Here is a 14,988-nt window from a genome sequence, read left to right on the forward strand (position 1 = left end):
GCTAATGTTTAAACTAAATCAGTCATTTCATGATGCTTTAGTCGTCAAAACCATAGATTAATCGTTGTTATAATAACAATGTCAATAACGAACAACGGTATAAAATCACTAACCTAATTTTTGGAAACCAATGATACAAGCTCCAAAGTTTCATAAAAGTTTATTACACCCACGTTACTGGCTCACTTGGTTTGGCATCGGCTTGCTGTACCTGCTAGTTCTGTTGCCCTACCCCATGATCTATTGGATGGGCACACGTTTAGGCATGCTATCGAAGCGATTACTGAAAAAGCGTGCACAGATTGCCGATCGTAATTTAGCACTCTGCTTCCCTGAAATGAGTTTAGAAAAACGCCAACAGTACATTAACAAAAATTTTGCATCCGTTGGCATGGGCGTTTTTGAAACAGGAATGGCTTGGTTTTGGCCTGAATGGCGTATCCGTCGCTGGTTTAAAATTGAAGGACGTGAACATATGCTCGCGGCGCAATCAACAGGTCGTGGCATTATCGTTTTAGGGATCCACTTTTTAACCTTAGAGCTAGGAGCAAGAGCATTCGGTATACTTAATCCAGGCATTGGCGTTTATCGTCCAAATGACAATAAGCTGATGGATTGGTTACAGACTCGCGGGCGTCTGCGTTCTAATAAATATATGTTAGACCGGAAAGATGTTAAAGGGATGGTACGTAGCTTAAAACAGGGGGAAATTCTCTGGTATGCCCCTGACCATGATTATGGTCCTCGAAACAGCTCTTTTGCACCGCTGTTCGCGGTAAAAAATGCCGCTACCACAAATGGTTCAGCGATTTTATTACGCCTTGCCGACCCGTTAATTGTGCCTTTTATTCCTCGTCGATTACCTAACGGCAAAGGATATGAATTAATCATTCAGCCTGCTATCGACAACTTCCCCGTTGATAATGAAGTGGCGGTGGCAACAAAAATGAACCAGCTCATTGAACAAGCGATATTATTAGCCCCAGAACAGTACATGTGGCTACATCGACGGTTTAAAACACGTCCCGAAGGAGAACCTTCATTGTACGGTGATTTAGACAAAATCCATCATTGATAAAACACAGCGGCTGTCGGTTTTCTGACAGCCGCTGTGTTTTAAGCATTACAGTTGAGTAAGGAGTCTATGTTAAACAGAAACAGTTATTGGAAACGTAACCTTTATGTGGTCTGGTTTGGTTGTTTTTTAACGGGGGCTGCATTTAGTCTGATCATGCCTTTTCTTCCGTTATATATCGAAGAACTCGGCGTGACCGATCATAGCTCTTTAAACCTTTGGACAGGTGCGGTTTTCAGTATTACGTTTTTGTTTTCTGCGATTGCAGCGCCGTTTTGGGGGCGATTATCTGACCGAAAAGGCAGAAAGTTAATGCTGTTGCGTTCGGCATTAGGTATGGCCATCGTAATGGTATTAATTGGATTTGCTCAAAATATTTGGCAGTTACTCGCCCTTAGGGCGCTATTAGGCTTACTCGGCGGATTTGTTCCCAATGCTAACGCATTAATTGCGACGCAAGTACCGGTTAAGAAAAGCGGTTGGGCGATGGGCGTGCTCGCAACCGGTGCGGTAAGTGGCGCATTAATTGGTCCGCTTATTGGGGGATTACTGGCCGACCAATATGGCCTACGCCCTGTATTCTTTATTACGGCTAGCGTACTCTTTATTTGCTTTATTGTTACGCTATTTTATGTCCGAGAACGTTTTACCCCAGTTTCACGTCAAGATGCCCTTAATAACAAGCAAGTCTTTGCATCGCTAAAAAATAAAAATCTGGTGATCAGCTTATTTTTTACGACCATGATTATCCAAGCAGCAATGGGTTCAATCAACCCAGTTATTACACTGTATGTTCGTGATCTCGCTGGTACAACAGAGAACTTAGCTTTTATTAGTGGTGTCATCGCGTCCATTCCCGGTATCGCCGCCCTGCTTAGCGCCCCTCGGTTAGGTAAATTGAGTGACCGCATTGGTCCTGAAAAAGTTTTACTGGCGGTATTAGCCGCTTCTATTTTTGTGTTATTCCCGATGGGACTTGTCAGTAATTATTGGGAACTTGGCGCACTACGCTTTTTACTCGGGGCATTAAACGCGGCCTTATTACCCGCCGTACAAACATTAATTATTTACAATATCTCTCACCAAGTGACAGGCCGAATTTTTAGCTATAACCAAGCATTACGTGATGTGGGAAACGTCACGGGTCCACTAATGGGGTCATTTGTTGCGGCAAGTTATGGCTTTAGAGCTGTGTTTTTCTTTACCGCAGCCTTGGTGTTATTCAATTTAATCTATTCATGGTACATCATTAAGCGACAATCCCAAGGTTGTCAGTCTCCCTCTGTTTGAATGTGATAGAAAGCAAAAAATTTTTTTTCGCTAAAAAAATTCGTTCCATACCGCCCGCTGATAAATGCAGTTATTTATTCATTTCCCTGATTTATTGTAGGTATAACAGCATTTTATGCAAAAAACAGAGAAAACATAACTTAAGCTTATGTTTTTGAAGGCTATGATTGTTTTATAATCATCTCTTTTCTTGTCAACCAAATTCCTGTATTGTCGCCTACCTTATCGTGAAAAGTGCGATTGATATCGACTTTTCACCTTAAAAATACACTTTTAACAAGAAATATATTCTGTTTATAAGTGTTTTTATAATAATGTATGTTAAAAATATGTTTACAAAATTAAGTTAACATATCTATAAATTTTAACACCTACAGATTCGCTAGGTGTATTTCCAAGCACAACCAATCAAAAAATAATTTATCGGAGTTCACAGATGAGTCATTCTGCGACTAAAACAAAAACCTTTTTTGGGCACCCGTACCCACTAAGTTCACTCTTCCTCACTGAAATGTGGGAACGGTTTTCTTTCTATGGTGTACGCCCTCTCCTCATATTATTTATGAGTGCAGCACTATTACAAGGGGGAATGGGGTTACCCATTGAACAAGCATCCGCAATTGTCGGTATCTTTGCTGGTGGTGTTTATATCACCTCACTTCCTGGAGGCTGGCTTGCCGATAACTGGTTAGGGCAACGTCGAGCAGTTTGGTATGGCTCATTGATCATCGCGTTCGGTCACCTATCCATCGCGATGTCCGCCTTCTGGAGTAATACCTTTTTCTTCGTCGGTTTGTTACTGATTGTATTAGGTACGGGTTTATTTAAAACTTGTATCACCGTCATGGTAGGGACACTGTACAAGAAAGAAGATACTCGTCGTGATGGTGGCTTTTCACTATTTTATATGGGCATTAACATGGGGTCATTTATTGCTCCTTTGATTATTGGCCCTCTACATGAAAAATATGGTTGGCACCTCGGCTTTGGCCTAGGCGGCATCGGTATGTTGATCGCGTTGTTAATTTTCCGTTTCTATGCCATTCCGCAAATGCGCCGATATGATAAAGAAGTTGGATTAGATTCCACTTGGAACCGTCCAACTGTAGAACGTAAAAATGTTGGTAAATGGGTTACTGTTGCAATGGCATTGCTAGCAGTCTTAGTTATCTTAATCGATAATGGCACGATCCCATTCAATGCATCGACAATTGCAAAAAGCTCCGCTTATATCATTGCAACTTGTGTTGGTATCTATTTCTTCTTTATGTTCTTCTTTGCAGGCCTAAATAGCAGCGAACGTTCACGTCTACTGGCTTGTTTAATACTGCTCATTGCTGCCGCATTTTTCTGGTCAGCGTTTGAACAAAAACCAACGTCGTTCAATATCTTCGCGCGTGACTATACCGATCGCCAAATGGGTTCCTTTGAAATCCCAACGATTTGGTTCCAATCTATCAACGCATTATTCATCATTCTGTTAGCGCCGGTATTCAGCTGGTTCTGGCCTTCCCTCGCCAAACGCAATATGAACCCAAGCAGCATGACTAAATTTGTTATTGGTATCCTATTTGCTGCGGCAGGTTTTGCGGTCATGATGATGGCTGCTAATCAAGTTCTAGCGACACAAACGGGGGTCTCTCCCTTCTGGTTAGTATCAAGTATCTTGTTGCTGACATTGGGTGAACTGTGCTTAAGCCCTATTGGGTTAGCCACAATGACATTATTAGCACCACAAAAAATGCGTGGTCAAGTGATGGGCCTGTGGTTCTGTGCTAGCGCACTCGGTAACCTTGCGGCTGGTATTATGGGCGGTAATATCAATAAAGAACAATTGAATTCAATGCCTGAGCTGTTCTCACACGTTTCAATAGCATTAGTTATCTGTGCCATTGTTCTGGCTGCCTTAATTATCCCAGTCAGAAAAATGTTAAAAAACGCAGATGAGAATGAAGCGAAAGCAGAATAATCCTCATTAACGTCTCTATGCCCGATAGGTTTTTACAGCCTATCGGGCATTTTTATTTCAAGCATTAACCTATTATGTTGATGCTTAATTAGCGCTATACTCCTTTCCCTCTTACTCATTTAGCACCCTATTAAACTTGCCTTTGGAAAACCATTATGAGTACTACAACCTTTCCTGTTTATTATGTTGATGCCTTTACTCAACAACAATTTCACGGTAATCCTGCTGCTATTGTGTTACTCGAAACATGGCTTCCAGATGATCAATTAATGGCTATTGCTGCTGAAATTAATCTTTCAGAAACTGCATTCTTAGTTGGAGAGCATATTCGCTGGTTCACACCTAACGTAGAAGTTAAATTATGTGGTCACGCGACACTTGCGGCGGCATTTATACTGCATCAGTTTAAGCAACACCCGATTTCACCTTTCGTATTTCAATCTCTTTCTGGAGAACTCATCGTATACAAAAATGAAAAAGGGTTTACACTCGATTTCCCTGTGCTAGAAACAAAACAGGTTGCTGTTACCGATCACCCTCAATTAACCGACATTTTAGGGGTCGATATAGAATCATTATGGCTCGCTAAAGACCGCTATGTCTGCTTTTTAAGTGATGCCAACCAAGTTGCCAACTGTACGCCTAATCTGAGCGCGATGGCAGCGCTCCCTCTACCAGGCCTAACCATTACTGCCCTCAGTGATAACCCAAATGCTGATTTTGTATCCCGTTACTTTGCTCCCGCCAAAGGGGTCGACGAAGATCCGGTAACAGGTACCTCGCATTGCGCTATCGCACCATTATGGGCTGCACGTTTAAATAAAAATCAGCTAATCGGTCATCAAATATCTGCTCGTGGTGGTGTCGTGTTATGTTCAGTCGACAATGAGAGAGTCAAACTGACTGGAGAAGCAACGCTATTTTTAACCGGTAACATCCATATTTAAGCTCACGAATATGTGTTTGACTACGTCCCTATATTGACCCAAAAAATAATTATCAATGAAACATCGCCGGTGTAACTCATTTTGGATAGCGTATAACAATAAATTTATATACCCTAAATAAGGGGAATGTGGCAGCAATGAGGTAATCATTCGCCAGCCACATTCAATATGGATGGCTTGGACATATAAACCGAGTCATCACCACGGTGTGAAATATGGCTAATTTAGTCCCATAGCAAATAATTGTAAGGCAACATTATGCGTTCTGACGTTGATGAGATAATCACGCAAAAAATCGAAGATTCTATTACCAGTGTTTCCAAGGTTATTTTTCCTACAACCACAAACCATCATGATACCTTATTTGGTGGAACCGCCCTTGCGTGGATGGATGAAGTCTCTTTTATTACTGCAACGCGTTTTTCTCGTAAACGTTTGGTCACCGTTTCAACCGAAAAAATCAACTTCACTCACCCGATCCCCTCCGGCACCATTGTTGAATTAGTGGGTAAAGTGAGCCGTGTTGGTAGAACAAGTTTGACAGTAAATGTTTCTATCTTTTTAGAAGATATGTATCGTGAAGGCCGCGAAGAAGTGATCCATGGTCAATTTAACTTTGTCGCTGTCGATGATCATGGTAAACCAACACCACTTTTCGATTTTCAATAGGTCAGCATTCAATCTGGGTAGCAAGTCTAAAGTCTTACCTCATGAATGTATTGAGGTATTATTCTAAACGCTACCCTATCACACAGAGTAATCAGTCATTAATCCTGCCTTATTGGAAATAAAAAATAATAACCATCTACTTAAAAGATAACTTTAAAAAGCAGCAATGTGACGATATTGCCAGTTTTTCCTTCCATATTTAAAGATGATTCATAGTAAATAACATACCTACACAGCCTGATTAACCTCATTTCACACTACAAAAACCGCAATGACTCACCAATAAAAATACCAAATAAACTATAGGGGTCATTTTTCAAAAAAGTATTTTCTATTTAAATCAATACATTATACTCCCCAGTAACTGATTACAAAAAAACGTGATAATTATCACATATAGTCGCGAATTAACTCCCCTGATACCTCCATTTAGTTACATTTACTTGGTCATTAAACGAGTAAAAATAATATAGAGAGGAAATCTATGAGACATGGTGATATTTCGAGTAGTCCTACATCCGTGGGTGTTGCTGTCGTTAATTACAAAATACCTCGCTTGCATAACCGAGATGATGTTATTGAAAATGCAAATAAAATTTCAGATGTCATTGCGGGTATAAAAACAGGCTTTCCAGGTCTTGACCTTATTATTTTTCCTGAATATAGCACCCAAGGGATCATGTATGATCATGAAGAAATGATGGCTACCGCAGCAACGGTTCCCGGTGATGAAACAAGAATATTTTCAGCGGCTTGTAAAGCGAATAAGGTTTGGGGGGTATTTTCTATCACGGGTGAACAACATGAAGAACATCCTTTAAAAGCACCCTATAACACGCTTATTTTGATCGATGATAACGGTAATATAGTCCAAAAATACCGTAAAATTATTCCATGGTGCCCTATCGAAGGCTGGTACCCCGGCGATAAAACTTATGTTTCTGATGGACCTAAAGGATTAAAAATAAGCCTGATCATTTGTGACGATGGAAATTACCCTGAAATATGGCGTGATTGCGCAATGAAAGGCGCAGAACTCATTGTTCGTTGTCAAGGTTATATGTATCCCGCTAAAGAACAACAGATAATGATGGCAAAAACCATGGCATGGGCAAATAACTGTTATGTTGCTGTCGCAAATGGCACTGGGTTTGATGGGGTTTATACCTACTTTGGGCATTCTGCGATTATTGGTTTTGATGGACATACATTAGGTGAATGTGGTGAAGAGGAAATGGGTGTGCAGTATGCTCAACTCTCAGTAACTGAAATCCGCGATGCTCGCCGATATGATCAATCACAAAACCATCTATTTAAGATTTTACATCGTGGCTATACCGGTATTTATAATTCGGGTGACGGTAATAAAGGGCTTGCTGAGTGTCCTTTTGAATTTTATCGCAGCTGGGTACTTGATGCAGAAAAAACGCAAGAACAGGTTGAAAGCATCACTCGAGATACTATCGGTATTTCAGAATGCCAAGTTTACGATTTACCCACGGATGAAAATAAAATAAAAAATGTTGGTTAACTAAAATTTGAAGTAGTAATTCATTATTGAATAAACGTTAAATATATTAATACTTGCTATTAATTTTCCACATCAAGGATAAATGGAGAGTATTTGGCATCTCTATTAGCCAAATATTATATAAATAGCAACTTGCATAATTAATAGAAATACACTGCTGTTCTTGAATTACTACTTTATCCATTATCATTAATTAGGAACAAACATGCCTTTTATCAATGATATGTTAGCATCGAACCTTCAAGAAAAAAACACTTCATCTCTAAAAATAGAGAAAAGACATTTTCGTTTTATCTTTGACCCAGAAAATGTTATCGAGAATATTGAAAAAACTATCATTGGGCAAGATGAAGTATTAACTCAGCTAAAAGATATTCTTTATTGCATTAAAACCAATATATTTGATCCCAATAGACCATTAACTACATTGTTATTCTTAGGACCAACTGGGGTAGGAAAAACAGAAACAGTCATTGCTTTAGCGAAGGCAATCAATAATGGTAAAGCGCATTATTGCCGAATAAACATGAATACTTTATCTCAAGATCACTATGCAGCCTCTTTATCAGGTGCACCACCAGGTTATTCAGGAAGTAAAGAGTCCTACTCGTTATTTGATACTGATAAAATAGAGGGCAGCTATAATACTCCTGGCATTGTATTATTTGATGAAATCGAAAAAGCCAGCAAAAGCGTCATCAGAACATTACTGAATATTCTTGATACTGGAGAATTAGAACTTGCCAATGGCCAAAAAACGATTAACTTCAAAAATACAATAATTATTATGACGTCTAATTTAGGGTCTAAAGATATTTTAAATGAAAAACAGGGTATAACTAAGTTATGCTCAAAAAAGAGTTATGATAATAAAATCATCTCATTACTTGAAAAACAGTTTGACCCCGAATTTATTAATCGAATAGATAGAAAAATAAGCTTTAAGAAAATAACCTCTGAACAAGCGATTAAAATAATTGATATGCAATTATCCAATCTTAATCAAAGAATAGTACAGTATTCAATTAATATCACACTCGATGTTTTAGCAAAAGTGAAAATAAATTCAATGTGTGACCCACGTTATGGAGTAAGAGATATAAAGCGTATTTTTAAGATACATATAGAACCTTTAGTCGCAAGAGCGATATTCAATAATGAGCACTCAAAGCATATAGTGCTCACTGTCGATAATAATCAATTTATCATTAAGAGGTGAACGATGGAGGGGATATTACTTATTTTTATTGGTAGTGTTTTGAGTATAAATGGAATTGCAATTATAAAAGGATATGATGATAAAGAAACGGGAATATTTAATGGTATTATTGGTTGTTTTTGTTTAATTGGTAATATCATTTTAATGATCAATGCTAAAGAGAGTATAGCCTACACTGCAATAGCACAATCTATGCTATTTACCTTCACTTATCTATTTTTAAGTTTTGTGAAAATATATTCTTTATCGGGTAAATTATTTGGATGGTATTGTCTTTTTGTCTTTTTTAATGCCTTATTTTATGCCTATTATGCCAGTTCAGATATTCGCATGGTTGTGCTCTGGTTAGTATGGGCAATATTATGGTTACTGTTTTTTTGTACATTCTCACTGAATATTAAAATTAATCATCTAGGTACGTTAACACTACTCGTTGGTATTGTTACCTGCGCCATACCCGGGCTAATGATGGTGACTAATCACTGGTAATCAACAGCAATAAATAAATCGCTAGTACCCTCTAGATATTGTAGGGGGATTAGCATTATCAGGATTTCACGTTAATTAACCCCTTATAATAGGAAGAACCTCACTTTATACGCCTATCACCGTGTGATAGTTCTATTCTTAACGAGTATGAGATACCGATCGCACTTTCTTAAAATAGAACAACGAAATTGCCTCTTTAAAAAAGCAGGATTTTCCTATAAATAAAAATACATCCGTTCACTACAATACTAACCCTGCATAACACACACCTAAAACTAGTAAATTACGATAATGAACGAGATAAAAACAACTTTACGCACATTCTTATTTTAAAAAGCGTTAGCAAAGTGAGATAAAAAACTAAAACACATTGATATTCTATGCCTAGAGACGTAAAGTATTTAAAGTAAAATTTTGTTGCTAACGCTAATCCTGAGTGTTAATGATGTTGTTATTTGTTTGGACTATCATCTTAACATAGCGCGTACAACCACCTTTACCTTGCTCACTGACACAATATAAGATATTCACAACATTATGTATAAAATCTATTCATTCATTTTACTTTTCATTATTTCGATGCATTCAAGCTTTGCCGCTGTCTCTAACGAAACGATCAAATTGGTTGAAAAAGAGGCTCAAAAAGGTGACATCAAAGCTCAAGTCATGCTGGGTATCGGCTACTACTTGGGAAATGAAGTTAAGAAGGACTACCCGAAAGCTAAAAAATGGTTAACCATGGCCTCTAATAAAGGCAGTGCAGATGCACAGCTTTTTTTAGGCGATATGTACTTAAATGGTAACGGTGTTGAGCCGAATATTGAAACTGCGATTCAATGGTTTGAAAAATCTGCCAACCAAGGTAATCCCGAAGCTCAAAATTATATGGGGCAAATTTATTACCAAGGGATCGGTGTTAAACAAAATTATATCGTGGCTTTTGACTGGTTTAAAAAATCTGCCGATAAAAAATATCCACCAGCACAATTTCAAGTCGGAAAAATGTATGAAAATGGTGAAGGTATCGAAATAGATGATAAAGCAGCCAAACAATACTTGAGTCAAGTCTGCAAAGGCGGTTTAAAAGAAGCTTGTAAAAAATAATTGATACCAAATCGTGCCACAACTCTAGCGAAATTCGTTATGAGTTGTGGATTAGATATATTATATTTTCCTGATAATACTCCTCTCTATTTTTCATCCTACTCCCCCACTATCTGCTCCATTTAAGTCTAAATAGTTCATTGTCTTTAAAATAGTAATGATTAATTTCAATATGCATGGAAATGTTCTAAACTTATAAAATAAAAGACAAAAAGGAGGATTTATGTACAAAACGATTCTAGTTCCGATTGATGTTAGTGAAGACGCACTTACCGACCTTGTCATCCCTCATGTTACTGCCATCCAGAAATTAAATAATGCCGAAGTGCATTTTCTCGCTGTTAGTGCTCCCATTTCTAACTATTTACGCTACGGTGGAACCATTCTTCCTGGCGATTTTCCCGATGATGAAAAACAAGCGGAAATCATCCTCAATGAATTAAAAGAGAAAGTAAAACGCTTTGCTATCCCTGCTGATAAGGTACATGTTACATCCTCTGTAGGTTCAGTTAAGGATGAAATTTTGGCTATCGCCGAAGAGATCAATGCAGATATCATTTTAATTGGTTCTCGCCACCCAAGCATGTCTACCTATTTACTCGGCTCTAATGCTGCATCAGTCGTACGTTACGCAAAAACATCTGTTTTGGTGATCCGCTGAAATATAGGGTAGTAAAAAATAACATTTTTAGTGAAATGTTTGGATTTTAATCTTATTGAGATCATCTCTTTAAGACCAATTCAAGAGATAATAAATACACACAATTTATAAGACTATTACACAAGATTATAGGTTAGATTGAAGCCTCATAAACATTTTCGTGGCTTTCACGCCCTGCTTTCTAGCAGGGTTTTTTCTTAGATAGTTCGGCTAATTTCAATCTAAATCGTTTGAAAATGACCCCATCAAAACTCACTTCACCTTCTTCCACAAAACCATAACGGTAAATAGCCCCCAGTTTTTTACGACTGAGTGGAAGATGAATGGTTATTGAGGGTAATGACATATGAGTCACCGCTTGTTCAAGCATTTTATTCACGATTTTTTTACCGCACCCCCAATAATCTGGATGCAATACTAATGCTAAATCAGCATCTCCATTTTCATCTTGAAACCCTCCCCATCCAATAAACCTACCATCAACAACCAATGCCCATACACCAAATCCATGTGTATGCCAGTGTTGCTCTTTTTGCTTAACCCATTGGTGGCAAAATGGCTCATCAAACTGGTCATCTCCAAGAGGCATGTGTGCTAATACGAGAGGATGCGTATTGAGTGCGATAATGTCATTACAGTCTATTTGATTTAAGTGCAGTAGTTGAATGTCCATGCTATATAATTTATCCGTGAATTCCGCTAATAAACAGCCATAATAACAACGAGAGTTGCCATTCTTCAAGTCGCCAGTACTCGCTAATAACTCGCTAAATTGAGTATCGTTAAGCCGCATTGACTATCGACTTAACGCAACACGATAATGATTCAATAAAGTAAAAAGCCCGCTTTTATCACGGGCTAGTGCGTATCAATAAAACCATTATTGCGCTAATGCAGATTGCATCACTTTTTGAAAATCTTCCCAAGAACAATAACCGTTCTTATCGATAGGGCAATTTTTCATAGATAACGTGACGTGTTTAGGTGGGGTTTCTAAAGAAAGGTAGCTATTATCTCTAAGTTGATCTGCTGTTTGATAAATATATTCCACCTTCACATAATCTTTATTATCACTCTTATCATGCCAACGTTGGAAAACTAATTTTCCACCAATTGGGGTATATTCATATTGCTCTGGCAATTGGTACGGATTGAAATCCATGGCTGACATTAAGGAAGCAATATTTGAATCATGACCAACCAGCATAATAAATTTTGCCGTTTCTCCTTTATCGACAGAAACGAAGCCTTTATTGATGTAATTTAATAAAGGATGAGCAACATTTTTAGCAATTAATTTAGGAGAGAATAAAGTTTCCTGATAGCCATTTTTTAACGTGTTTAGCTTACGCCATTTATCTGCTGTATTTACCATTCCCCATGCAACTTGTTTTTCTGAGAACCCTTCATAATATTGCAAATCGATCGCATCGACTGCTGAGTTCGCAATTTTAAGCGCCCCAGCGACACCTGGCTCTTTATTAGCCTCAATAATAAAACGATTATCTTGTGATGAAAGTTCACACAGCTTATCCGTTTTACATTTTGGCGAGTTTTTAATATCAAGAACAGTATCTAGCTCATCATATCCTAGTTTCAGGTTGAGCTGTTTTAAATGCTCTTCCATCGCTAATAAGGCTTTTTGCTTAAACTCAGAGCTATCGTTAGTAATAATAGGATTAAAGACGGGATCCATGGTGCCAATTTCAGGTTGATGATGAATTTTCACAGTACAACCGGGAAATGCACCCGCGGTGAAAAATTGTGCTGTCGCAATTGTTCTTTGCAAGCTATTTGTATAAACAAATAATTCTTCATTACTCGTTGGGCATAATTCATCGGCGAGTAACTTCTTTTCATCCGCCCATTCCCGAAAATAATGCCCCATATAAACTTCAAGTGCGCCGCCTTTTGTCGTTAAATACCCACTCTTCGCATCCCATGCAGGCCACTTTTTATCGGTAACTTCCGTTAAGATCCCCGTATTAACAATAGGTGTTCGTAAATTATGGCGACTTAATAATAATACTTGGTCGAGTTGCATATTTTCAGCATTATCGGTATTTGCAAATGCAGGCGCGATTGGCGCCAATAGTGCAGCAGATAAACAGAGTGTTAAAACCTTATATTTCATCGAAATACCCCTACCATTTTGTTGTTGTATTTTGTCGCATGACATTAATTTATTGTAAAATAAATAACTTATTCCTATTTCTAGTTGAATTTACTGCTATCTTATAATGAAGTAACTGACTTTTTTTTCTGCGATTAATATCTCAAAAACAGACTTCACTACGAAATAAGAACTAAGCGAGGTCATTAATGGCTATTTATTGTTATAATCGCTTCAACCAAGAATATTAGCGAAACCCTATAAAGGCATGGTTGATATTAACCGCAACGACTGACAATATTCTATTCACCAAATTAGGAGTTTACTCCGATGAGAATTCAAGCCGCTACCCCATCACAATACAATGAAATTATTGATGTTTGGGAGTCATCCGTCAGAGCAACACACGATTTTTTACCTGAAGCAACGTTACAGAAATTAAAAGTCGCCATCTATAAAGAGTATTTACCGCAACTCTCAGTCTATGTTGCGGTTACTGAAGATAATAAAATAACTGGGTTTATCGGTGTTGACCAAAATAAACTAGAGATGCTATTTATTTCACAATCTCATCGAGGTTCAGGGATCGGCAAACAATTACTTCGTTTTGCTATTGAGCAACTCGCAATTACTGACGTTGATGTGAATGAGCAAAATCCACAGGCCATTGGTTTTTACCAGCATATGGGATTTAGGCAATTTGCACGCTCAGAAAAAGATGGTGAAGGTAATCCCTTCCCCATTCTTCATCTGAGGCTACACACAAAATAATATAAGGCTTTTATATGTCAATTATTACACTTGAAACTCCCCGCTTACTTCTACGTGGCTGGACTGAACAAGACAAAGCGCTGTTTTTTGAAATGAATAGTTCCCCTGAAGTCATGCGTTATTTTCCTTTCGTATTAAATAAATCACAAAGCGATCACTTTATGGATACGATTATGGCGCGATTTGCCAGCCAAGGAGGATGGGGATTGTGGGCTGTTGAATTAAAGTCGACACATGAATTAATTGGTTTTGTTGGTCTAAATATTCCCGAATATCAATTTCCTTTCTCGCCGTGTACCGAAATTGGATGGCGATTACGTCCTCAATATTGGCGACAAGGTTATACCATTGAAGCGGCTCAAGCTGCAATTCAGTTTGCTTTTAATCAACTGAAATTAAATGAGATCGTTGCTTTCACCGCGGTCGCTAACACACCTTCTGAGGGCGTGATGAAAAAATTGGGCATGACGAAAGACCCTGAAAACTTTGCTCATCCCGCCCTCCCTGAAGGCCATTGGCTACAAGAGCATGTATTATATCGTCTACAAAACCCTTATTTATCAAATTAATCCATCATTATTGGCAAATATCGATCCAAGAACCTTGAGTAAGTTCTAACATGCGCTGAGGTGAAATACGTAATGCACTGTTAACCGACCCTGCGGCAGGTAGTACCTCAGTATATTGTTGTAGCGATATATCACAATATACCGTTAACGCTGAAGGTAAACCAAAAGGACAAACACCCCCAACAGGGTGGCTGGTTAACTCCACCACCTCATCCGCTCTGAGCATTCTTGCTTTCGAACCGAGAGCCTGTTTGACCTTTTGATTATCCAAACGAGCCTCTCCTGCACACACGACAAGGATAACCTCATTTTTTACTTTTAGTGATAGGGTCTTCGCTATCTGATTAGGCTCGACATTATGAACAAGTGCGGCTTGCTGAACAGTGGCTGTCACCCCGTCAGTCTCAATAATCTCGATATCAGGAGCATGTTGGGCGATAAACTTTCTAACAGATTCTATACTCATCGTTGTACTCTTTTGTTATGGTTTGCAAGTGATTATTATTTTTTCGTTTATTGCTTTAGAAATTAAAAAACACCATTAGGTGCCGCAAATTAATGAAAACCACCACCCTAAAATA

General features: G+C 38.3%; 15 protein-coding genes. 12 read left to right on the top strand and 3 right to left on the bottom strand.

Annotation, left to right across the window (positions count from 1 at the left end):
- Nucleotides 1–130 precede the first annotated feature (130 nt).
- The 10 genes from O7C57_RS13470 to O7C57_RS13515 all read left to right on the top strand — a co-directional run bounded on the left by O7C57_RS13470 (nt 131) and on the right by O7C57_RS13515 (nt 10,954).
- On the top strand, nt 131–1,075 hold the full coding sequence (locus O7C57_RS13470) for a Kdo(2)-lipid IV(A) acyltransferase (RefSeq protein ID WP_154623010.1): 945 nt from the start codon (nt 131–133) through the stop codon (nt 1,073–1,075).
- Nucleotides 1,076–1,144: 69 nt separating this feature from the next.
- Complete coding sequence (gene mdtG / locus O7C57_RS13475; RefSeq protein WP_154623011.1) at nt 1,145–2,365, top strand: multidrug efflux MFS transporter MdtG; 1,221 nt, start codon at nt 1,145–1,147, stop codon at nt 2,363–2,365.
- Between the two features lie 436 nt (nt 2,366–2,801).
- On the top strand, nt 2,802–4,334 hold the full coding sequence (locus O7C57_RS13480; protein ID WP_154624628.1) for a peptide MFS transporter: 1,533 nt from the start codon (nt 2,802–2,804) through the stop codon (nt 4,332–4,334).
- Nucleotides 4,335–4,489: 155 nt separating this feature from the next.
- On the top strand, nt 4,490–5,281 hold the full coding sequence (locus tag O7C57_RS13485; protein WP_163862408.1) for a PhzF family phenazine biosynthesis protein: 792 nt from the start codon (nt 4,490–4,492) through the stop codon (nt 5,279–5,281).
- Nucleotides 5,282–5,539: 258 nt separating this feature from the next.
- On the top strand, nt 5,540–5,950 hold the full coding sequence (locus O7C57_RS13490) for an acyl-CoA thioesterase (RefSeq protein ID WP_154624630.1): 411 nt from the start codon (nt 5,540–5,542) through the stop codon (nt 5,948–5,950).
- Between the two features lie 484 nt (nt 5,951–6,434).
- Entirely contained in the window at nt 6,435–7,481 is a 1,047-nt protein-coding gene (locus O7C57_RS13495) for an aliphatic amidase (RefSeq protein WP_154624631.1), read from the top strand.
- Between the two features lie 205 nt (nt 7,482–7,686).
- Nucleotides 7,687–8,700, top strand: coding sequence for an AAA family ATPase (locus O7C57_RS13500; RefSeq protein WP_269723231.1), 1,014 nt, complete (start codon nt 7,687–7,689; stop codon nt 8,698–8,700).
- A gap of 3 nt (nt 8,701–8,703) precedes the next feature.
- Complete coding sequence (locus tag O7C57_RS13505; RefSeq protein WP_154624633.1) at nt 8,704–9,189, top strand: AmiS/UreI family transporter; 486 nt, start codon at nt 8,704–8,706, stop codon at nt 9,187–9,189.
- 537 nt (nt 9,190–9,726) lie between these two features.
- Complete coding sequence (locus tag O7C57_RS13510) at nt 9,727–10,293, top strand: tetratricopeptide repeat protein (RefSeq protein ID WP_269723232.1); 567 nt, start codon at nt 9,727–9,729, stop codon at nt 10,291–10,293.
- A 223-nt stretch (nt 10,294–10,516) separates the two neighbouring features.
- A complete protein-coding gene (locus O7C57_RS13515) occupies nt 10,517–10,954 on the top strand; it encodes a universal stress protein (RefSeq protein ID WP_154624635.1) in 438 nt (145 codons plus the stop codon).
- Between the two features lie 181 nt (nt 10,955–11,135).
- Here the strand turns inward: O7C57_RS13515 and O7C57_RS13520 are convergent, their stop codons facing one another.
- The gene (locus O7C57_RS13520) at nt 11,136–11,747 is read right to left on the bottom strand and encodes a GNAT family N-acetyltransferase (RefSeq protein ID WP_230085906.1); all 612 of its coding nucleotides are present in this window, start codon (nt 11,745–11,747) and stop codon (nt 11,136–11,138) included.
- Nucleotides 11,748–11,834: 87 nt separating this feature from the next.
- The gene (agp, locus tag O7C57_RS13525) at nt 11,835–13,088 is read right to left on the bottom strand and encodes a bifunctional glucose-1-phosphatase/inositol phosphatase (RefSeq protein ID WP_269723233.1); all 1,254 of its coding nucleotides are present in this window, start codon (nt 13,086–13,088) and stop codon (nt 11,835–11,837) included.
- Nucleotides 13,089–13,397: 309 nt separating this feature from the next.
- Between agp and O7C57_RS13530 the strand changes: the two genes are divergently transcribed.
- Together O7C57_RS13530 and O7C57_RS13535 are read left to right on the top strand one after the other, a co-directional pair.
- Complete coding sequence (locus O7C57_RS13530) at nt 13,398–13,838, top strand: acetyltransferase (protein ID WP_154624637.1); 441 nt, start codon at nt 13,398–13,400, stop codon at nt 13,836–13,838.
- A 14-nt stretch (nt 13,839–13,852) separates the two neighbouring features.
- Nucleotides 13,853–14,407 (top strand): GNAT family N-acetyltransferase, encoded by a 555-nt coding sequence (locus O7C57_RS13535; RefSeq protein ID WP_154624638.1) that lies wholly within the window; start codon nt 13,853–13,855, stop codon nt 14,405–14,407.
- A gap of 7 nt (nt 14,408–14,414) precedes the next feature.
- Here O7C57_RS13535 and O7C57_RS13540 read toward each other — a convergent pair whose 3' ends face one another.
- Nucleotides 14,415–14,873 (bottom strand): YbaK/EbsC family protein, encoded by a 459-nt coding sequence (locus O7C57_RS13540; RefSeq protein WP_196712955.1) that lies wholly within the window; start codon nt 14,871–14,873, stop codon nt 14,415–14,417.
- Nucleotides 14,874–14,988 lie beyond the last annotated feature (115 nt).

This window comes from Providencia sp. 21OH12SH02B-Prov (assembly GCF_027362595.1).
Lineage (GTDB): Bacteria > Pseudomonadota > Gammaproteobacteria > Enterobacterales > Enterobacteriaceae > Providencia > Providencia zhejiangensis.